The sequence below is a fragment of the Paludibacter sp. 221 genome, from assembly GCF_010501035.1.
Lineage (GTDB): Bacteria > Bacteroidota > Bacteroidia > Bacteroidales > Paludibacteraceae > QVMH01.
Genome location: NZ_QVMH01000029.1, coordinates 1 through 20,747 on the forward strand (window position 1 = coordinate 1; position 20,747 = coordinate 20,747).

A 20,747-nucleotide genomic window follows, 5' to 3' on the forward strand; every position below is an offset into this window, starting at 1 on the left:
TTAATTTCTTTCATAACATTACTTTTTTTATGTAACGCTATTTCAGGACGAGACAAATCAGACATATAAAAAGACGCTATAAAAAACACAAGGTGTTTTTTATTCTTTCCGCCTTAGCGTCTTGGCGTACAAAAAAATATAACGAACTATTGTTACTTAACTCCGTTTTTAATCAACAGCGCATCAATAGTAGGTTCCTGACCACGGAAACGTTTGTAAAGTGTCATTGGTAATTCGGTGCCACCCGGCATAAGGATATTCTCGCGGAACGATTTTGCAGTTTTTTTATCGAAAACGCCGTTTTTCAAGAATAAAGAAAATGCATCGGCTTCCAACACTTCAGCCCATTTATAGCCATAATAACCCGCAGCATATCCTCCTGAGAATATATGGCTGAAAGTTGGTCCCATCGCAGTTTCGGGTACTACAGGTAATACTTTTGTTTTATCCATTGCTCTATGCTCAAAATCAACCACATCACCGTCGAACGGTTTTTCCAGCGTATGCCATGCCATATCCAGATAACCAAAGCTTAGCTGGCGCAGGCAAAGATAACCTGTATTGTAGTTTTCGGCATCCCGTATTTTCTGAATCAACTCTGCAGGGATTTTTTCTCCAGTTTCATAATGTACTGCAAATCCATCAAGAAATTCTTTCTGAGGTGCCCAGTTCTCCATTATCTGCGAAGGAAGCTCTACAAAATCGTGGTAAACACTGGTACCCGAAAGCGACTCGTAAGTACACTTTGTCAACATGCCGTGCAACGCATGACCAAACTCATGTAAAAACGTAGTAAGTTCATCGTAAGTCAACAGAGCAGGTTTTGTTTCGGTCGGGCGTGTAAAATTCATCACGATTGTGATATGCGGACGGCTATCCTTTTTACCTTCCATCCACTGCCCTTTAAAGTCGCTCATCCAGGCACCTGCACGTTTTTCATCTCTTGGGTGAAAATCGGTATAAAGCACTGCAAGGTATTTGCCTTTTTCATCCAATACATCAAATGCTTCCACTTCGGGATGGTAAACCTGTATCTTATCGTTTTTCTTAAAAGTAATCCCGTATAGACGTGTGGCTAAGCCGAAAACAGCTTTTTTCACACTTTCAAGCTCAAAGTAAGGTTTAAGTACTTCGTCGCTCAAATCAAATTTTTCGGCTTTCAGTTTTTCCGAATAATAAGACCAATCCCAAGGCTGGAGTTTAAAATACGCTCCATTCTTATCAGCATAAGCCTGAACTTCGGCCAATTCGCTCATAGCTGCCGGACGATAGGCCTCCAGCAGTTGGTCTAAAAGATTATATACATTCTCTGGATTTTCGGCCATCTTAGTTGCCAAAACATAATCTGCGTATGTTTTATATCCGAGCAGATTGGCTACCTGCATTCTTTTATTTACAATATCTTTTATCACCTGACGGTTGTCCAGTTCATCGCCATGCATACACTTGGTTGCACTTGCCATATACAATTCCCTGCGTATATCGCGGTTATTTGCATATTTCATCACGGGAACATACGTGGTGGTTTTCAAATTGAGCATCCACCCTTCCTTACCTTCTTTTTTCGCGTTCTCGGCAAGCATTTCCATTACATACTCAGGTAAGCCCGAAAGCAAGTTTTCATCTGTAATCAACAAGCTGTAATTATTGACTTCTTTCAGCGCATTTTGCGAAAACTGAAGTGAAAGCATGCTCAATTCTTTCGACAATTCGCGATAAAGAGCTTTATCGCTATCAGAAAGGTTTGCTCCGCTGCGCACAAAGCCATCATATGTTTTTTTCAGCAGCATTTGCTGTTCTTTAGTCAGCTTTAGTTTATCTTTTTGGCTATACACCGCTTTTACACGTTCAAACAATTCTTCATTCAAACGGATAGAGTTTGAATGTTCGGTCATCATAGGAGATAACTTTTGCGCCAAATCCTGTAGTTCGTCGCTCGTCTCGGCACTTAGCATGTTATAAAACGGGCTGCTTACCTTCGATAGTAATTCGCCCGAATGCTCGAGCGCTACAATGGTATTCTCAAAAGTAGGCACATCCTTGTTACCCGTAATAGCAGCTATCTCTTTATTATGTTCTTCGATAGCTTTTTCGAAAGCGGGCATATAATGCTCTATTTTTATTTCGTCGAAAGGAACCGTTCCATGTGGAGTTTTATACTCCCCGAAAAAAGGATTGGAAGCCATAGCCGCCATTGCTGTAATTGCAGTCATAAAAATAATTAGTTTACTCTTTTTCATTATAAAATAGGTTTATATATTTGCTTGATTAATGTTTGATTAACTTCTGCCTCTGACAACCTTGTGTTGTTTCCAGATGCAACAAATAAATGCCACCGGCCATGTCTGTAATATCTACCACACCCGACCTGATTTTCTGGCTGTGACTTTTTACCAATTGCCCCTTCATGTTATAAAGTTTCCACGAAAGTATTTCATATTTTTCTGTATTCAAATAAAAAATCCCGTCAGAAGGGTTCGGATATACCGAAACCAAATCGTTAGTGTAATTATCAATATCATCATCGGTATCAACCAAGTCGCTATGACTTACCCGAATACTTTTTGCCTTTTTCGTAATCAATTTTTCATTAAACAGAAACGGAATATAGCTCGAAACCGATTCGCCGGCATTGCCACCCCAAAAATCATATTCCGACATTATCATCAGGGGAACACCGTCCGCAAAATTACTATAGTTTATCGACATTATATCGCGCCACTTTCCATAAACAGAAAAAAGTAATGTCCGCTTATCAACCACTCCGTTATTGTAGGAGTACTCATAGCGGCAATCACTTTTCCAATTCATTCCGGCCCATTTCCAATAAGTTTCGGCTACCAGTTCCGAAGCTGAGTTATATTCGTAATCAATTGATTGAAAATTCTCCCACCTTTGCGTTGTACCATTCCACCTCACTGTTCTTTGAGTCCGCACCAAATCGCTATCAGGGAAGTAATACCAACTAATAGAGTCCAAAGGCATCCGGTTGCCTTGCAATTCGTGCTTCACAAGCTGCCCTTTCAGCCTGCCATTCAAATCATAATAAAATACAAGTTTATAATTCAAATCGGCTTTACCATCTTTATAAGCGGTTATCCGGTGTTCTTTTATTTTATTTTCTTGATTGTACTGAAACGTGTTTTCCAAGGCAAGTTGTTCCCCTGCGTTGGTATAAACAAATTCTTGCTTGGCCGAAATTTTACCATACTTGTAAGAGGAGCGAATCTTTTTTGTCTGTTTTTTTTGCCCTTGTGTGTAAGTGAAATAGTTTTCAACTATCACATTATCAACCCTGTCGTATTCAAACTCTATCTCGCTGGCATTGTGCCAAGCATCGTTTCTGTATTCCCGCTCGGTTTGTCTCACGCAATTTCCCTGTTCATAAAACCACTCAGTTTGCATAAAGCGTTCCCAGTTATTGCCAACGCCCTGAACGTATTTTGTTTCTAACTGAACCTTTCCTTCGGAAGTATATAAAAATGTATGGCGATAGTCGTTATCCGATTCTGAAACATAAAGTTGCTTCACCCGTGTTTTGGCAGGAAAAATATAGGCAGGCAGGCACAAGAGTATAAAAAGACAAACAATCCTCATCTGTATGATAACGGCAAACTCCTTGATAATGTAATAACATACAAAGATAATGACTTTGAAGCAAAAAACAAGATAGCTGAAACAGAGGCAAACTTTTAATCAATAAACAGTTGTTTATAAATAGTTTGACCCTATATTTATTTAAGTGTTAATATCTATTTTTCAAAAATTGCACAATATACAGAATTATGTGTTATTTTTGCACGCGAAAGTAATTTTGATAAACCGCCATTTTAATTATGAGGTTTATCTTATGTCAAACTAAATAAAAGTTTTATGACTTTAAAGAAAAATGTAGAAGCCTTACGCCAAAAAAAGGCAATTGTTGAAAAAGGTGGAGGTGATAAAGCCATCGAAAAACAAGTTGCAATGGGTAAACTTCCTGCCCGTGAGCGTATTTTAGCTTTATTAGATCCGGATTCATTCCATGAATATGATTTATTTGTTGAACACGAAGAACGTAACTTCGGAATGGACAACAAAGCCTTACCGGGCGATGGTGTAATAACCGGAACCGGTACAATCAATGGTGCTCCTATCTGTATTTATGCTCAGGATTTTACGGTGATGGGTGGTTCGCTTGGGCTGAAACACGCACGTAAAATCACGAAAATCATGGATCATGCATTAAAAATGAAAATTCCATGTATTGGTATAAATGACTCAGGAGGTGCACGTATACAAGAAGGTATTGGTGCATTGGCCGGATACGGTGAAATTTTTTACCGCAACACGATGGCTTCAGGAGTTATCCCTCAAATTTCGGTTATACTCGGACCCTGTGCCGGAGGTGCTGTGTACTCTCCTGCCCTGACCGATTTTGTTTTTGTGGTCGAAAATATCTCAAAAATGTTCATCACCGGGCCTAATGTTATCGAAACCGTACTTGGAGAAAAAATCTCACAAGAAAACTTGGGAGGTGCACGTGTACATGCCGAAATTACAGGTAATGCCCATTTCTATGCCTTGAGCGAAAAAGAGTGTTTCGAGCAAATAAAAACATTAGTTTCGCTCATACCTCACAGCAACGAGGAAAAAGCGGCACGTATCGAGCCAAAGAAACCACGCTTCAAAAAGAAAATTGAAAACATTATCCCAAGCGACCCAAAACAGCCTTACGATGTTCGCGATGTTATTTCGGCACTTGCCGACGATTCCAAGTTCCTCGAAGTGCATGAGCTTTGGGCTCCCAACATCGTTGTTGGTTTCGGACGTATGAATGGCGAGACTGTCGGATTTGTAGCTAACCAGCCTCTATATCTGGCAGGTGTGCTTGATTGCGATGCTTCGGACAAAGCGGCACGCTTCATTCGCTTCTGCGATGCTTTCAACATTCCTATCATAACATTGGAGGATATGCCGGGCTACCTGCCGGGAGTGGATCAGGAACATGCCGGTGTAATACGCCACGGGGCAAAAGTACTCTACGCATACTCCGAAGCTACTGTGCCTAAAATGACAGTGATTCTGCGTAAGGCTTATGGTGGTGGATACATTGCAATGAACTCGCGTCACCTTGGAGCCGACTTTATGTTTGCGTGGCCGGGTGCCGAAATTGCCGTAATGGGACCTGAAGGTGCTGCAAATATTATTTTCCGCAAAGAGATAATGGAAGCGGAAGATGAAGACGCTATGCGCCAACAAAAGGTAAAAGAATATATCGAGAAGTTTGCCAACCCTTACGTAGCTGCTTCGAAAGGATATATTGATGCTGTAATCGAACCACAGGAAACACGCGAGCTATTGCTTCATGCGCTTGAGGTGTCGAAAAACAAAGACGACCATCGTCCGGCTAAAAAACATGGAATTCCTCCGTTTTAAGGATATGAGAAAAACAGGATGCTTACAAAACAAATCGTTGTGAGCCCTGTATTAATCATTCACTTGTAATTTTTTTTAAAATAAATGACTAACTTGTAAATATACATTATGTCAGAAAATAAAATAAAAAACGGAGAACAAGATGCAAAATCAGAAGAACTTATTGATTTTGCCGTAACAGCACGGAAATATAAAACATTGCTTACTACAAAATATAAGGAACGTAAACCGTGGGTGAATCCTAATCCTTATGACATTCAATCTTCTATACCCGGTACAATCATAAAAATACTGGTTAAGGAGAAACAGATTGTAAAAGAAGGTGAACCGATTCTTATACTGGAAGCAATGAAAATGCAAAACCGTATCGAAATGCCTTTCACAGCACGGATAAAGAAAATAAATGTAAGCGAAGGCGAAAAAATTCCGAAAGAATTTTTAATGATAGAGCTTGCACCTGCCGACGAAAAGTAGGATTAAAAACTTTTTTATAAATGAAATGCCCGAAACTATCGTTGTTTCGGGCATTTTGTTATTACGTAGAATATGTGTGTGTTAAGGACGATATCCTGATTCTTCAAGCACTTTCTGATAATCGTTTTCCTTCATCAGCTCCTGCAACGTCACATTCTTGTTATTTTGCATATAGCTCTTTATTATCTGCCAACCCATCCAAGTACCAAGCCTTCCGGGAGACTCCTGCGATATAGGACTTGTAAAAGGTGCATCAATTACATACTTACGAATCAGGAAACTATCAGTTGAAAACAAGTGTTTCTGGTCTATTATGCTTGCCCATACTTTACGCTCATTACTTTCACTCCACTTTATTTGTTCCGGCGTATATCCTATCAGATTTCCCGGCTTCTCATCAGGCATACAAACTGAGAGTAAATACATTACTTTACCTCTATACAGCATGTTATCAAGTAATCGCCCTTCGCCACTATCCATTCGGAACGTGCTAAAAAGCAAGGCCGAAATTAAATCAGGTGCCAGATTATCCCGTTTCATGCTATTAACCATGTATCGGTATGTCAAATCCTGATACAATGGATAATCGCTGCCAAGATACATGTCAACACCCATTCCGGCTATTTCATCCTCCATCATTATCGAAAGATTAAATCCTGAAACAAAAAAATAAACCTCAGGCAAGTGAATTTGTGGAAAATAGTGATGTATATAAGTGTACGCTGTGGATATTGACTTTTCAATATCCCCTATATCATCATATTTGCTCTGAACATCATTATTAACTCTCTGAAAGACTGAATCAGTCAGAAAACTATCAATCAATTCTGTAACCCGCGTGGTATCACTCGGAGGAACAGATAAAATACTTTCGACATAAAGCGGGAAAAAATCAGGGTACTTATTATACAGTTCTTTTACTCCCTCGTTTATATCCGAAGGGGCAATAGAAATAAGGTCTTTATCAAAACGTTTGATATCTACATTTACCCTGCTTTTATTTACGTTTATTTTAAACCTGTTCGATTCTCTACATGAAAACAGTGAAAATGAACATAAGAATAACAGCAGGAAAATAATTTTCTTCATCATATACAGTTTATTTGAGCGAGTATTTAAAGGCAAAATTAATATATAATTTTATTTCTTTATTAAGCTGTTATACCTTTATAACATATAATTGCAGACTCTAATATAAGAAAAGGGCTATCTCTAAAATTGATTGAGATAGCCCTTTACATCATTTCAAGCAAAATGTAATCGAGGTTTTAAAACACATCTACCTCATTTATTCTTGTATAAACTTCATCATTATACCCGTTTAAAACCGATAAGCGGAAATAACGGAATTTAGCAGGCTTATCAAGCTCTAAAATGTAAATAGATTCGGCCGGAGCGTCCACATGCAACAACTCTTTTTTCTTCCATTCCGGACTTTCTATGTCTAAAGGCTTGTCGCTGTACTCTATCATTATTTCTTTCGGAAAACGGCCAGCCCCTCCGCTTACAAAAAAGCGGAATCCGTTCACCTTTTCTTTCTTACCCAAATCTACCACAAAGCGGTGAGGAAAGCCTTTTGTTTTACCAGTCCATTCCGAATGCCAATAAGTATTAGCATCACCGTCGATAATAAGGCCGGCACGTCCGTTATCACTTCCTTCTCCAACGATTTCTTCCGTTGTATAAGCAACCACCTTCCACGCCGATTTATCCTTAACTTTCAGGTTCAAAAGTTTTTCTTCTGCAGCCTTCGCTTGTTTTTCGGCTACAAGAGCCACATCTACCCTTGTTACAAAAGGAGTTAAATCCAGATTTTCCAAATACGGAAAAGAGTTTATCAATGGCACTTCATTTTCAGTTTTCTTCGTCGTACCGTACCCACCCGATACCATATAAAACTTATCGGGATGCTCGCCGGAAACACCTTGCTCATAGTCGATGCGTTGCCCCATTTTGCCATCGGTATTGCTAAAACGCACTTTGTTGAAATGCGTCCACTTTCCATTACTTTCATCCTTACCAAAAGCATTATAATAGTAACCTTTACGGATTATCTGACCATTTCTGAATCCGTAATTTTCGAGAAACGAATAAAAGCCATCAAATGTATCTTTGCCTCCCGGCATAACAGGAACACGCCACGAAGCTATATAACGCCACCCCTCGCCTGCATCATACCATGCCGAAATTATCGAGTGTTTTATCACATCGCCCTGATAAGTAATAGAGCCATCGCGACGACAATTCATCAGAAATTTAACAGGAGTCCCGGTTTTCCATGTATTAACATTTCCTACCCCTACATACGACTGTCCTCCGGTACCTTCGTTGCCAAAGCTATTGGCGCGGGTATATTCGGCTTTATCTACAAGCCTTACCAACATTTCTTTTGGAGCATTGGGGTACTTATCTTTATCCACTGCATCCCAAGCCGAAAACAAGACACGGCGCTCGGTATCGCTGTTAGCCTGAATACCTAAATAACCCCGGAAAAAACCGATAGACATCCAGAATGTACTCAGAGGGTCAAAACCTTCGGGTACAAGAATTTCTTCGTAAAGCCAATCGTATTGTTTTGAGGTAGGAGCAGTTGTGCTGAAGCCTAAATGCACCGAAGGAGACGATAAATAATCAGTAGCATGCGTTTCAAATCCTTTTTCATCAATAGCTTTTCCTATTCCTTTGAACAACAGTTCATCAATACTTAAGCCTTCCATATTGCTTTTGGCTGTAAGCTCATAACGATAATATCCTGTTGTAGGAATTGTGATAGTAAAAGCCGGAGCAACCTCGCTCTTTTTATTGCCGGCAAGGGAAAATGAAAAATCAAACTTTTCCGGTTGATAATTCAATCCATCATAACATGGGGAAGTTTTCATCTGAAACTTATAATCTTTCTGAGGTTCAGATTTTACGTTGAAACTAAGCTCGTATGTACCTGCTTGTTGATAAAGATACCATACTACTTTGCGTTGTTGATTTATCCAACTCGACAAACCGCCTCTCTCCTGCATCCGGATACCGGAGCCATACGGGTCGTATGGTTCGGCATAACCATGTCCGGCATTAACTTTAAACACAGCAGATGCATTATCTTCATTTGCAAATGTTACACCTGAACATACTAAAAAAGTAAAGAGCAAAAACAAATAAGCCGTCTTTTTCATAATTAAATAACTTTTTACTTATAAGAGGTTGTCTAAATTTTCCACAAAGAAATTATTACAGTTTAGAATATGTCCTTTTCGCAATAAATTATGTCCTTTTTTGTGACACGAAGTTGAGCGTAGCTAAATTTCACTTTCTATTTTACTCATTTAGCCTGCTAAAATCGTAAAATGAAATCAAAATTCACTTAAAAAATCACCAAAATTTACTTTGCGAGTAAAATTTAGACAACCTCTTATAATTTGATTTTTATGCAAAATATTTTTTCAGGAAAAAATAATCACTTTTTTTTAAAACACATATATTTCATTCAACCGTGTGTGAACTCCATCTTCATAACCATCTTCGATTGTCAATTTGAAATACCGGAATCCGGATACAGGTGTTTCAAGTTCCAACAAATCAGGAGCCATAGGAGCCACTCCCGACCACACCTCAGTCCAACCTGAACTTGAGCTATTACTCACCTCTATTTTTATATTTTTCATCTGGCGTGAAACTCCCCCACTTCCTACAAATTTAAAACCTTTTAATGTTTGAGTTCCTTTCATATCCACTACAAACCAATGAGGAAAAAAGGAGCTGCCGCTTTTCCATTTTGAGTGCCAATAGGTATCATCATCACCATCAATAATCAGGCTTGCAAGTCCATTCCCGTTTGGCTCGCCGCTTGTTTCTTCCGAAGAAAAGCCGGTCACCTCCCAGCCTGTCTTATCAAGAAAAGGAATATTGTTCAAGTATTCTTCGCGAGCAATAGCCTCTGTTACCCTAGTTTCAAAAGGAGTTAAATCCAAACTCTCCAAATAAGGAAAATCAGTAATAAGCGGAACTGTATTGGCTGTTTTTTTAGTTTTTCCATAACCAGCCGATACCATATAAAACTTGTCAGGATACTCGGTCGAAACTCCCTGTTCGAAATCGATACGCTGCCCCTCTTTACCATCGGTATTGCTAAATCCCACTTTATTAAAATGCACCCATTTATCCTTTCCCAACTCCTTGCCAAAAGCATTGTAATAATATCCTTTACGGATTATCTGTCCGTTTTGAAAACCGTAATTTTCTAAAAACGAATAAAAACCATCGAACATATCCTTGCCTCCCGGCATTATCGGAACACGCCACGAAGCTACATAACGCCAACCTTCGCCGGCATCATACCAGGCCGAAATTATGGAGTGTTTTATCACATCGCCCTGATAAGTAATAGAGCCATCGCGACGGCAATTCATCAGAAATTTAACAGGAGTTCCGGTTTTCCATGTATCAGGATTACCAGTCCCGACATACGACTGCCCGCCTGTACCTTCATTGCCGAACGAATTTGCAGCAGTGTATTTCGCCTTATCAACAAGGCTCACAAGCATCTCTTTCGGAGCATTCGGATATTTATCTTTATCCACCGCATCCCACGCCGAAAACAAGACGCGCCGTTCTTTTTCGCCGTTGGTTTGTATTCCCATATATCCACGAAAAAAACCTAACGACATCCAGTAAGTACTTAACGGGTCGAAGCCTTCGGGCACAAGAATTTCTTCATAAATCCAATCGTACTGTTTGGTTGTAGATGCTGTTGTACTGAAACTCAGATGTACCGAAGGCGATGATAGATAGTCGGTAGCATTGGTTTTATAAGCACTGGCCGATATTCCCGGCTCATTAATTGCGGTAAACCACAGTTCATCTATAGTCAGATTTGCCATCGAGCTTTTGGCTGTAAGCTCATAGCGGTAATATCCGGTAGCAGGTATGGTTACCGAAAAAACCTTTATTGTATCGTTTGCTGAGTTTCCGCTTGCCTGACAGGTGAAAGCAAATTTTTCAGGCTGATAGTTCAATCCATCGTAACAGGGAGAAGTATTCATCTCGAATTTAAAGCTTTTATTCGTTTTCGAGTTCATCAAAAAACTCAACTCATATTTTCCCGCTTTCTGGTACAAATACCAAACAGCTTTCCTGTTGACATCAGACCATGCTGACAAACTTCCTTTTTCTACCATCTTTATGCCCGGACTACCCGAATAAGGCTCGGCATACCCATGCCCCGCTTTCACGCGCGAAATGTCTCCTAATACGCTCACCTTTACGGTATCCGAATAATAAGGCTTACAAGTTCCGTCGGTTATTTTAGAACGGTAATAGGCTGCTGTTGAAACTTTTTGCTTCAATTTCACCGAATTTCTTATAGCATTTACATTTATCCAACCTGTTGCATTAGCATTGGTACTACGTTGCCAGTAGATATCCCCGCCCTGATAGCCTCCAATTTCCAACTCCAATGAATCACCTTTTGATAAAGTAATCTCGTTTTGAGCAAACAGCACGTTACCTGCTAGTAAGAAAAATATCAGGCTTTTGAAAAAATACTTATTTAGATACATTATTGTGTATGTTATTATAAATTCGTTGAGTGTAATTAATTATTTTTTCACTACTTTATATGACTTTTTCTCCGTTGCTACTACCTGAATATAATAGCAGCCCGGAGCACATGCAGCTAAAGACAACCGGTAAGTGGAAATTGCCCTATCGTTTATCTTTTTTCGGTACAACATACGACCGTTTTCATCAAACAACATGATAGTTTGTTCGGCTTCGTTGGCAGATAAAGGCACATTCACTATATCAGCGGTAGGATTAGGATAAGCATTGAAAATAAGGCTCAGCTCTTCTACATTATTCAATGCACTGCCGACATTAACATATATCTCAGCCGAGCAGTTGTTATCATCTTTTATGGTAACTTTATGTAACGGATTATCTGCTTGCACTTGCTCCCAACCGATAGAATAACTACCTGTTCCGCCTGTGATGTCGAACTTACTTTCGTCGCCAACAAAATCAGGGTCTTCCCAGTAATTAACGGTTATTGCGGGCAGTTGCTTTACAGTAAGTTTTACAACAACTTTATTTTGTGAGAAAAGAAAAAACGGAAAAGACAACGTTAATATTACAGCAAGGAGGTTTTTCATCTGACTATTGGATATAAGATTACACTAAGTTAGGATACTAAAACGACATAAAGTGTTTAAAATACCTGTTTTTATTTTGCCGTACAGCAAAACAAATATAATATAAAAAAGCATCAGTGAGGCGATTAAATTAAAAGTAAATTGTGTAATTTTGTTCTCTCCTTTTTGTACGCACTTTTTTTTAAAGTGTGTAAATAAACGAAATATGAAAAAAATAATTGTATCTACCTCCACTATTGTTATAGTTATACTACTTATAGCAGTGTGTATAAAAAGATGGAATGCCTGGTTTGGCAATCCGGAAGAACCTGTATATAATTATATAACCGAACCGGGACGTATTCAGCTTACATTTGGTAACGATGGGGAGTTTTCCCGCAATATCAGTTGGCAGTGCGGAGACAGCCTTATCGAATCGAAAGTAGCCTTAGCCCAAAATACCGATACCACCTACATACAAGCACAGGGTAAATTATTCGAAACTAAAGGAGGAAAAACCGTATCATACCATGCCGTGCTGAATAATCTGAACGAAGGCATATACAGTTACAGTGTACGAACAGGAAATAACGAATCAGACTGGTACGAATTTAAAGTAAACAATCCAACCGATAAATTATCATTCGTGTATTTAGGCGATATTCAAGACACTATAAATGGCATTACCAAACAATTTGTATCCGATATTTACAAAAAGGAACAACATGCTGATTTCTGGGTATTAGGTGGCGATGTAATAGAACGCCCTCACGACCAGTATTGGAATGAGTATTTTAAAAGTATGGATTCTATTTCGCAAACCATACCTGTTATTGCAATACCGGGAAACCATGAATACCTGAAGGGAATAACACGAAGGCTGGAAGAAAGATTTGTTTATACATTCTCTTATTTCGTACAGAGTCAGTACAAAGGACATACGGTATATAATCTCCAATATGGAAATACAGCGATTATAACGCTGGATTCGAACAAAGACCCCTGGACGCTCTTTTCGCAGCGCAAGTGGTTGAAAAAAGCGCTTGAACAAGCCGAAAATGCCAAATGGAAAGTAGTGGTATTACATCATCCTATTTACTCGATAAAAGGAAAAGTAAACAACCTTACCGTGCGGTTAATGTTCAATTCGTTGATAAAAAAGCACAAAGTAGATTTGGTACTGCAAGGGCACGAGCATGGATATGCACGGATGATAAGCAAAGATAGTGACGATACTTTCGCCACGCCGGTTTATATGGTGGGGCAATCTTCGCCAAAAGATTACCGGCTTTATTTTAACGACAAGTACGACCGTTATGGCAATGGGAAACGTTTTTATCAAAACATAAGTATAAATGGAGATTCATTGTTAGTGAAATCGTACACAGACACAAACAAACTTTACGACGATATTTGCATTATAAAAAAAGAAAATAACATACAAATAGAAGACAGAGCCATTGCTATTCCCGAACAAATAGAGGTAAATTCCCGCAGTAAAAGGATGAATGACGAAAAGCTGAAAAAATACGAAGAAGATATTTCAAACTGGCTCGCCCGATAAAGAATAATTGCTATGAAACAAAACAAACCCACTCTACGCCAACTATTAACGCAACGAATATTAATTCTGGATGGTGCGATGGGAACAATGATACAACGCCACAACCTGACGGAAGAAGACTATCGCGGCGAACGGTTTGCCGATTGGAACTCCCAACTGAAAGGCAACAACGACTTGCTGAACTTGACCCAACCGGAAATTATCCGTTCCATTCATGCTGATTATTTGGAAGCAGGAGCGGATATTATCGAAACTAATACTTTCAATGCCCAAACAATATCAATGGAAGATTATGAGATGGAAGAGTTGGTTTATGAAATAAACATGAAAGGCGCACAGTTGGCTCGTCAGGCAGCGGACAAGTTTACAGCAAAAAATCCGGCGAAACCCCGTTTCGTAGCAGGGTCGGTAGGTCCCACAAACAAAACAGCTTCTATGTCGCCCGATGTAAATAATCCGGCTTTTCGTGCCGTTACTTTCGACGATTTAGTGGTTGCCTATAAAGAACAAATGACAGCATTAATCGAAGGTGGCGTGGATATTCTGATTATCGAAACCGTTTTCGATACGTTGAATGCCAAAGCAGCGCTCTACGCCAGCCAGGAGGCAATGAAAACTACAGGCAAAAAAGTAGAGATTATGCTTTCGGCTACTGTAGCGGATATAAGCGGGCGTACACTTTCGGGGCAAACGATACGGGCTTTTCTGGCATCTGTCTCACATGTGGACTTATTATCAATCGGGCTGAACTGTTCTTTCGGAGCAAAAGATTTAAAACCTTATTTACAGGAAATTTCTAACTACGCTCCATATTTTGTAAGCGCACACCCTAACGCCGGTTTACCAAACCAGTTTGGGCAATATGACGAAACGCCCGAAACGATGGCTAAGCAAATAAAGGAATATATTGATGAAGGGTTAGTCAATATCATTGGGGGTTGCTGCGGCACAAGTCCTGCACATATAGCTGAATATACGCACTTGGTGGAAAATGCAACTATACGCAAACCTAAAGAAGCGAGCAAGGATTTGGAATTAAGTGGGTTGGAGTTATTGAAGATTAAGACCTCACCCCTAACCCCTCTCCTTAAGGAGAGGGGAACAAGAGAGTGGAAAGAAGGTAATATACATGCTAACGAAACAACCGATGCTTTTTGCTGGAATTTATTGATTAACAAGGCCAAACAAATGCGCCATGAGCCTACCAAAGCAGAGAATGCCCTATGGGAATCGCTTCGTGATAGGAAAATTGGATATAAAATTCGCAGACAGCATATTATTGATGGTTTCATAGTCGATTTTACCAATATAGAGACAAAAACTGTAATAGAAGTTGATGGTGGAATTCACCAAATAAAAGAACAGAAAGAATATGATGCTGAAAGAACAAGAATGCTTAATATAAAAGGATTCGAAGTCTTACGATATTCAAACAAAGAAGTTTTATCGAATCCGGATGAGGTTGCAAAAAACATAAAATACGAATTAGATAAACGCTCAAAAAGCAATGTTACAGCCACACTTCCCCCCTCTCCTCAAGGAGAGGGGCCGGGGGTGAGGTCTGAAGGCTCCACTTTCACCAACATCGGCGAACGCTGCAATGTGGCCGGTTCACGTAAATTCTTGCGACTTATCAACGAAAAAAATTACGAAGAAGCCCTAAACATAGCCCGTAAACAGGTAGAAGATGGCGCACAAATCATTGACATCAATATGGACGATGCCATGCTTGATGCCAAAGAGGAAATGGTTACCTTTCTGAATTATATAGCTTCCGAGCCTGAGATAGCCAAAGTTCCGGTAATGATAGACTCGTCCAAATGGGAGGTGATAGAAGCCGGGCTGAAATGCGTACAAGGCAAATCCATAGTAAACTCCATCAGTCTAAAAGAAGGTGAAGAAGACTTTCTCTACAAAGCAAAAAAGATAAGGGAGTACGGAGCCGCTACCGTTGTCATGGCATTCGACGAGCAAGGGCAAGCCGATACTTACGAGCGAAAAATAGAGATATGCGCGCGTGCTTACAAGCTGCTTACCGAAAAAATAAACTTTCCTCCGCAAGATATTATTTTCGACCCCAACGTGCTGGCAATAGCTACTGGAATAGAAGAACACAACAATTATGCAGTCGATTTTTTGAAAACAATCTGCTGGATAAAAGAAAACCTACCATATGCTAAAGTAAGCGGGGGGCTGAGTAACTTATCTTTCTCATTCAGGGGCAACAATGCGGTACGGGAAGCCATGCACTCAGTATTCCTGTACTACGCCGTACAAGCAGGTATGGATATGGCTATTGTAAATGCAGGCATGCTTCAGATATACGAGGATATACCCCAAGATATGCTGGAACATGTAGAAGATGTAGTACTGAACTTGCGCCCCGATGCAACCGAACGGATGATAGAATTTTCGGAGAAAGTAAAAAACATCGAAACAAATACCAAAGAACAAAAAAAGGATGAATGGCGCACCCAGCCTCTTGAAAAGCGATTGGAATACGCGTTAATCAAGGGAATTGGCGACTATCTGGAAAAAGACCTGCAAGAGGCATTACAGAAATACGATTCTCCTGTCGAGATTATCGAAAAGCCATTGATGAACGGAATGGGTGTAGTGGGCGAGCTATTTGGAGAAGGCAAAATGTTTCTTCCCCAGGTAGTAAAGACTGCCCGCACCATGAAAAAAGCCGTTGCCATACTGCAACCCTACATCGAAGCCTGCAAACAAGAAGGCGACAGAAGTTCGACCGGAAAAATACTGATAGCTACAGTAAAAGGCGATGTACATGATATTGGAAAAAACATTGTTTCAGTAATCCTGTCGTGCAACAACTTTGATGTGTTAGATTTAGGCGTAATGGTACCTACCGAACAAATAGTGCAAAAAGCGATAGAAGAAAAAGTGGATATTATCGGCTTGAGTGGGTTAATCACCCCCTCGCTCGAAGAAATGTGCAATGTAGCATCAGAGTTAGAGAAAGCGGGAGCCAAAATACCTCTCATAATAGGAGGAGCAACCACTTCGAAAATTCATACAGCCGTAAAAATTGCGCCTCAATACAATGCTCCCGTAGTGCATGTGAAAGATGCATCTATCAACACATTTGTTGCCACACAGCTTCTGAACACTAATACACACAATAGTTTCGTAAACAAGCTGGAAGAAGAATATCAGGAAATCAGAAAAAACCAAAATAATCAATCAAAAGACACAATATTAAGCTACGAAGACGCAAAAAAGAGAAAGCCCAACCTATTCTGACAATTGAAAACCTTACTTATGAAAAAAGTTCTTAAAATACTGTTAATAACATTCATATCGCTCGTCGCGCTTGTGTTGCTTATTTTCCTTATTTCGGAATGGACAATAACACGAGGCTCGAACAAATATATTTACGATTCAGTAGAAGATGTCCCCACAAACCAGATAGTATTGGTATTAGGAACCGCCAAAAGACTATCGGGCAATAGGGAAAATATGTTTTACACCTACCGTATCGAAGCTGCAAAAGAGCTGTATAATGCAGGCAAAGTACGGGCATTTGTTGTTAGTGGCGACAACCGCAGGCACTATTATAATGAGCCGCTCACCATGCAAAATTCCCTTATGGAAGCTGGTGTCCCCAAAGAGATGATTTATCTTGATTATGCAGGTTTCCGTACGTTAGACTCGGTAATACGGGTGAGTAAAATTTTCGGACAGGATTCTTTTATCGTAGTATCACAAAAATTTCATATCCAACGGGCTATATACATTGCCCGCCGAAACGGGCTCGAAGCCTATGGATATGCAGCGCAGGATGTCCCCCTCAATCGCTCTTTCAGGACTTTCATACGCGAACGGTTCGCACGCGTAAAAGTCTTTATTGACATACTGACAAAGAAAGAGCCTAAATTCCTTGGCGAACCGGTGGAAATAAAAACTAATGTGGATGAATAATAATTACGATTTAATCACTATACTTGGCCCTACGGCGTGCGGTAAAACTACATTGGCGTGCGAACTTGCTTATGAGCTTGACACCGAAATAATTAGTGCCGATTCGCGCCAGGTATACCGCAATATGGATATCGGCACAGGAAAAGACCTGAGCGATTATATCGTAAACGGCAAAACAATCCCCTACCATCTGATAGACATTTGCGACGCGGGCGAAAAATACAATGTGTTTGAATTTCAGCACAATTTTTACACGGCTTATAATTCCATCAAAGAAAAGACGAAACTACCCATCCTCTGCGGAGGTACAGGTATGTATATCGAATCGGTATTAAAAGGTTTCCGGTTGCTCGCAGTTCCCGAAAACCCGGAACTACGAAAAAGCCTCGAAGGAAAAACACTGGAAGAATTAACAGAAATGCTCCGTACATATAAAAATCTGCATAATAATACCGACGTAGATTCAGCCAAACGGGCTATCCGTGCCATCGAAATAGAAGAGTATCAGCAACATCAAAAACCGGAAGTAAACGAGTTCTCCCCTCTTGATAGTCTCATTATAGGTATCGACATCGAGAGGGAGGAAAGACGAAGAAAGATAAGCAAAAGACTCAAAGCCCGCCTCGAAGAAGGCATGATAGACGAGGTGCAACAGATACTTAACAAAGGCGTTTCTCCCGAAGGCTTAATTTATTACGGGCTCGAGTATAAATATGTTACTTTATACCTGACAGGGCAACTTACCTACTCCGAAATGTATGCCCAACTCGAAGTTGCCATACACCAGTTTGCAAAACGCCAGATGACATGGTTTCGCGGCATGGAACGGCGCGGATTTACAATACATTGGATTCCATCAAACATCCCAAACAAAGAAAAAATAGAAATTATAAAATCTAAGCTTAGCAATTAACCTATAAGCAAGACACAGAAACATTTAGTCTATATTTAGACATTATTTTTTTAAGATATAAACAACTAACCTTTATCAAAATAGCTTTTTAACATTTTAACATGCTTTTTCTGTTTGAATTTAAAATTAAAGAATTATCTTTGTCACCGATTATTAATAAAAAAACAAACAAATTAAAAATTAGAAAAAGATTATGAAACTGAAAAATTTATTTCTGGCTTTAGCAGCCGTACCATTTTTCTTCGCAAGCTGTACTGGAGAAACTGAAACTTTTGATCTGAAAGTTGACAACGCAGAAGTTATCATCGAAGTAGGTAGCACTGCTACTGTTAAAATCACAGACGGTAACAGCGGTTATACTGCAACTCCAAACAACAAAGAAACTGCAACTGCAGAAATCAAAAAAGGTACAACTGAAATTACAATTTCTGGTGTTGCTGTTGGAACAACTGAAGTTAAACTGGAAGACTCTAAAGACAAGTTTACTACTATCAAAGTAATCGTTGTTGAATTTGACGAAACTGCAACAAAAGTTACTGTTGAAGACGGAAAATCATACGCTTACAAACACGAAGGTACTATCGGTTCTTTCAAAATCACTAGCGTAAAAGCTGGAGAGGTTTCTTTGACTATCGGAGGCAAAACTATTAAACTTAGCGATGCTGGTACTTCATACCTTACTACAAGCTACGAAGCTGTAAACAACGCTGCAGCAACTCAAGCTCCGGGTTCAATCCTGATGTGTTTATTAGCTAACTCATCTGATGTTGCATCTGCTACTTTGGCAACAAACGCAGCTATCAAAGATGGTGCAAAAGCAACATTATTTACAGAAATTAAATAATTATAATTTCTAATGATATAAAGAAAAACCACCTGCTTGGGTGGTTTTTTTTATTTAATTACTATTCTACCTATAACTCATTTATATGAAAAAGAATATTATTTATCTTGTTATCGTACTATTGTTATTTTCTGCCTGTAAAAAACAATATATCACAAACGAATACATTACTTACGAAACTTACGAGAACATATACTACAGCGACAACTATTATGTGTATCTTGCCGACCAAAAAGAAGTTACTGACGATATTCGCCCACCATATCTTGTTGCCGGAGACTCGGTAGCAATCATAGCTACCTCGAACTATGTGACCGAAAGCGAAATAGCTAACGGAAAAGCCATATTGGAAAGTTGGGGGCTAAAGGTAAAAGAAGCTGAAAACCTATACTATAAAGATGGCAGGTACGCCGGCAATATCAACGAACGTGCTAACGGCTTGCAGAAAATGATAGACAACCCCAACATAAAAGCCCTCATTGCTGCAAGAGGCGGGTATGGTTGCGCGCAGATTATAGACAAAATAAATTTGTCGCCGTTAAACGACAACCCTAAATGGTTAGTCGGTTTCAGCGACCTGACTGTAATGCACTCCGCAATCAACAATAAAGGCATAGAAACCATACACGGCGCTATGGCATATAACTTATCCAATGCAACAAGCCGCGATAACCTTAAGAAGGCTTTATTTGGCGACTATACCACTCTCTCTATCCCTACAAACGAAAACTGCACAGAAGGCACCGCCGAAGGACGGTTGGTTGGTGGAAACCTCTCTATCATATATAGCTTGGGAGGAACTCTGTTCGACTATAATATGAAAAACGCAATCCTATTTATAGAAGATACCGGAGAATCAAATTATGCTCTCGACCGTATGTTAATGAATTTGAAACTGAGTGGAAAACTCTTTTACATACAAGGAGTTGTTGTAGGGCAATTTACCAATATGACTACCGGAATAGATAAAAGCGTAGAAGAAATTATAACAGGCACGTTCAAAAATCTGGGTATACCTGTCATGTACGGCATTAACTCAGGACATGGCAATCCCAATTTCCCACTATATTTAGGACGCCCCATTAAATTAGAAGTTAATTCGGATAACGCTACGATTACATTTGAAGAATAAATTGTTCGATACCTACTCATAAAGCTAAGAAGCTACAAATACTTCTTAGCTTTTTCATTTTTACACAGTTGAGCATATCGAATGATAAATTACGTTTAAAAAACGTAGAAATTATTTTGAATTTTTTCACAGGTTATTTTCTATTAAGTACATGGTATTAATTAGTTTTTATTTTTTGCCATATAGGTTCAGTTAGTTCCCACATAGGCACACATAGCTTATATGTAATTTCTACTGTGTTTCTATGTGCTTTCATATGTGCCCTATGTGAGCTAAATAATATAAACTAAATTACCACACGCCTAAAGAGGCGGTGGGTTATATAACGGACTAAAAGTCCT

At 39.5% G+C, this 20,747-nt stretch carries 14 protein-coding genes; 8 read left to right on the forward strand and 6 right to left on the reverse strand.

The window, feature by feature from the left end:
- Positions 1–152: 152 nt before the first annotated feature.
- Positions 153–2,240, reverse strand: coding sequence for a M3 family metallopeptidase (locus D0T49_RS07340; protein ID WP_370519632.1), 2,088 nt, complete (start codon positions 2,238–2,240; stop codon positions 153–155).
- Positions 2,241–2,268: 28 nt separating this feature from the next.
- Positions 2,269–3,597: a T9SS type A sorting domain-containing protein gene (locus tag D0T49_RS07345; protein WP_163629954.1), complete on the reverse strand. Its 1,329-nt coding sequence runs from the start codon at positions 3,595–3,597 to the stop codon at positions 2,269–2,271.
- A gap of 276 nt (positions 3,598–3,873) precedes the next feature.
- Between D0T49_RS07345 and D0T49_RS07350 the strand changes: the two genes are divergently transcribed.
- Together D0T49_RS07350 and D0T49_RS07355 are read left to right on the forward strand one after the other, a co-directional pair.
- Positions 3,874–5,418, forward strand: coding sequence for an acyl-CoA carboxylase subunit beta (locus D0T49_RS07350; RefSeq protein WP_163629955.1), 1,545 nt, complete (start codon positions 3,874–3,876; stop codon positions 5,416–5,418).
- Positions 5,419–5,526: 108 nt separating this feature from the next.
- On the forward strand, positions 5,527–5,892 hold the full coding sequence (locus D0T49_RS07355) for an acetyl-CoA carboxylase biotin carboxyl carrier protein subunit (RefSeq protein ID WP_163629956.1): 366 nt from the start codon (positions 5,527–5,529) through the stop codon (positions 5,890–5,892).
- An 81-nt stretch (positions 5,893–5,973) separates the two neighbouring features.
- Here D0T49_RS07355 and D0T49_RS07360 read toward each other — a convergent pair whose 3' ends face one another.
- The 4 genes from D0T49_RS07360 to D0T49_RS07375 form a co-directional block, all read right to left on the reverse strand.
- Positions 5,974–6,984: a hypothetical protein gene (locus tag D0T49_RS07360; protein ID WP_163629957.1), complete on the reverse strand. Its 1,011-nt coding sequence runs from the start codon at positions 6,982–6,984 to the stop codon at positions 5,974–5,976.
- 176 nt (positions 6,985–7,160) lie between these two features.
- Positions 7,161–9,059 carry a DUF3472 domain-containing protein gene (locus D0T49_RS07365; protein ID WP_163629958.1) on the reverse strand — a complete coding sequence of 633 codons (1,899 nt, stop codon included), beginning with the start codon at positions 9,057–9,059 and terminating at the stop codon, positions 7,161–7,163.
- 291 nt (positions 9,060–9,350) lie between these two features.
- Entirely contained in the window at positions 9,351–11,441 is a 2,091-nt protein-coding gene (locus D0T49_RS07370) for a DUF3472 domain-containing protein (protein WP_163629959.1), read from the reverse strand.
- A gap of 39 nt (positions 11,442–11,480) precedes the next feature.
- Positions 11,481–12,032: a T9SS type A sorting domain-containing protein gene (locus D0T49_RS07375; protein ID WP_163629960.1), complete on the reverse strand. Its 552-nt coding sequence runs from the start codon at positions 12,030–12,032 to the stop codon at positions 11,481–11,483.
- A gap of 205 nt (positions 12,033–12,237) precedes the next feature.
- Here D0T49_RS07375 and D0T49_RS07380 point away from each other — a divergent pair, with 205 nt between their 5' ends.
- The 6 genes from D0T49_RS07380 to D0T49_RS07410 all read left to right on the forward strand — a co-directional run bounded on the left by D0T49_RS07380 (position 12,238) and on the right by D0T49_RS07410 (position 20,406).
- A complete protein-coding gene (locus D0T49_RS07380) occupies positions 12,238–13,575 on the forward strand; it encodes a metallophosphoesterase (protein ID WP_163629961.1) in 1,338 nt (445 codons plus the stop codon).
- A gap of 12 nt (positions 13,576–13,587) precedes the next feature.
- Complete coding sequence (locus tag D0T49_RS12955) at positions 13,588–16,839, forward strand: homocysteine S-methyltransferase family protein (protein ID WP_203583444.1); 3,252 nt, start codon at positions 13,588–13,590, stop codon at positions 16,837–16,839.
- Positions 16,840–16,857: 18 nt separating this feature from the next.
- Positions 16,858–17,517, forward strand: coding sequence for a vancomycin high temperature exclusion protein (locus D0T49_RS07395; protein WP_163629962.1), 660 nt, complete (start codon positions 16,858–16,860; stop codon positions 17,515–17,517).
- Positions 17,510–18,430 carry a tRNA (adenosine(37)-N6)-dimethylallyltransferase MiaA gene (gene miaA, locus D0T49_RS07400; protein ID WP_163629963.1) on the forward strand — a complete coding sequence of 307 codons (921 nt, stop codon included), beginning with the start codon at positions 17,510–17,512 and terminating at the stop codon, positions 18,428–18,430. The genes D0T49_RS07395 and miaA overlap by 8 nt, the downstream gene beginning before the upstream one ends.
- 193 nt (positions 18,431–18,623) lie before the next feature.
- The gene (locus tag D0T49_RS07405; protein WP_163629964.1) at positions 18,624–19,274 is read left to right on the forward strand and encodes a hypothetical protein; all 651 of its coding nucleotides are present in this window, start codon (positions 18,624–18,626) and stop codon (positions 19,272–19,274) included.
- Between the two features lie 85 nt (positions 19,275–19,359).
- On the forward strand, positions 19,360–20,406 hold the full coding sequence (locus D0T49_RS07410) for an LD-carboxypeptidase (protein ID WP_163629965.1): 1,047 nt from the start codon (positions 19,360–19,362) through the stop codon (positions 20,404–20,406).
- Positions 20,407–20,747: the final 341 nt, after the last annotated feature.

Coding starts and splice junctions, on each gene's coding strand:
- D0T49_RS12955 (WP_203583444.1), top strand. CDS start 13,588: ATGAAACAAAACAAACCCACTCTACGCCAACTATTAACGCAACGAATA.
- D0T49_RS07410 (WP_163629965.1), top strand. CDS start 19,360: ATGAAAAAGAATATTATTTATCTTGTTATCGTACTATTGTTATTTTCT.
- D0T49_RS07350 (WP_163629955.1), top strand. CDS start 3,874: ATGACTTTAAAGAAAAATGTAGAAGCCTTACGCCAAAAAAAGGCAATT.
- D0T49_RS07345 (WP_163629954.1), bottom strand. CDS start 3,597: ATGAGGATTGTTTGTCTTTTTATACTCTTGTGCCTGCCTGCCTATATT.
- D0T49_RS07405 (WP_163629964.1), top strand. CDS start 18,624: ATGAAACTGAAAAATTTATTTCTGGCTTTAGCAGCCGTACCATTTTTC.
- D0T49_RS07395 (WP_163629962.1), top strand. CDS start 16,858: ATGAAAAAAGTTCTTAAAATACTGTTAATAACATTCATATCGCTCGTC.
- D0T49_RS07365 (WP_163629958.1), bottom strand. CDS start 9,059: ATGAAAAAGACGGCTTATTTGTTTTTGCTCTTTACTTTTTTAGTATGT.
- D0T49_RS07375 (WP_163629960.1), bottom strand. CDS start 12,032: ATGAAAAACCTCCTTGCTGTAATATTAACGTTGTCTTTTCCGTTTTTT.
- D0T49_RS07380 (WP_163629961.1), top strand. CDS start 12,238: ATGAAAAAAATAATTGTATCTACCTCCACTATTGTTATAGTTATACTA.
- D0T49_RS07370 (WP_163629959.1), bottom strand. CDS start 11,441: ATGTATCTAAATAAGTATTTTTTCAAAAGCCTGATATTTTTCTTACTA.
- D0T49_RS07355 (WP_163629956.1), top strand. CDS start 5,527: ATGTCAGAAAATAAAATAAAAAACGGAGAACAAGATGCAAAATCAGAA.
- D0T49_RS07360 (WP_163629957.1), bottom strand. CDS start 6,984: ATGATGAAGAAAATTATTTTCCTGCTGTTATTCTTATGTTCATTTTCA.
- miaA (WP_163629963.1), top strand. CDS start 17,510: ATGAATAATAATTACGATTTAATCACTATACTTGGCCCTACGGCGTGC.
- D0T49_RS07340 (WP_370519632.1), bottom strand. CDS start 2,240: ATGAAAAAGAGTAAACTAATTATTTTTATGACTGCAATTACAGCAATG.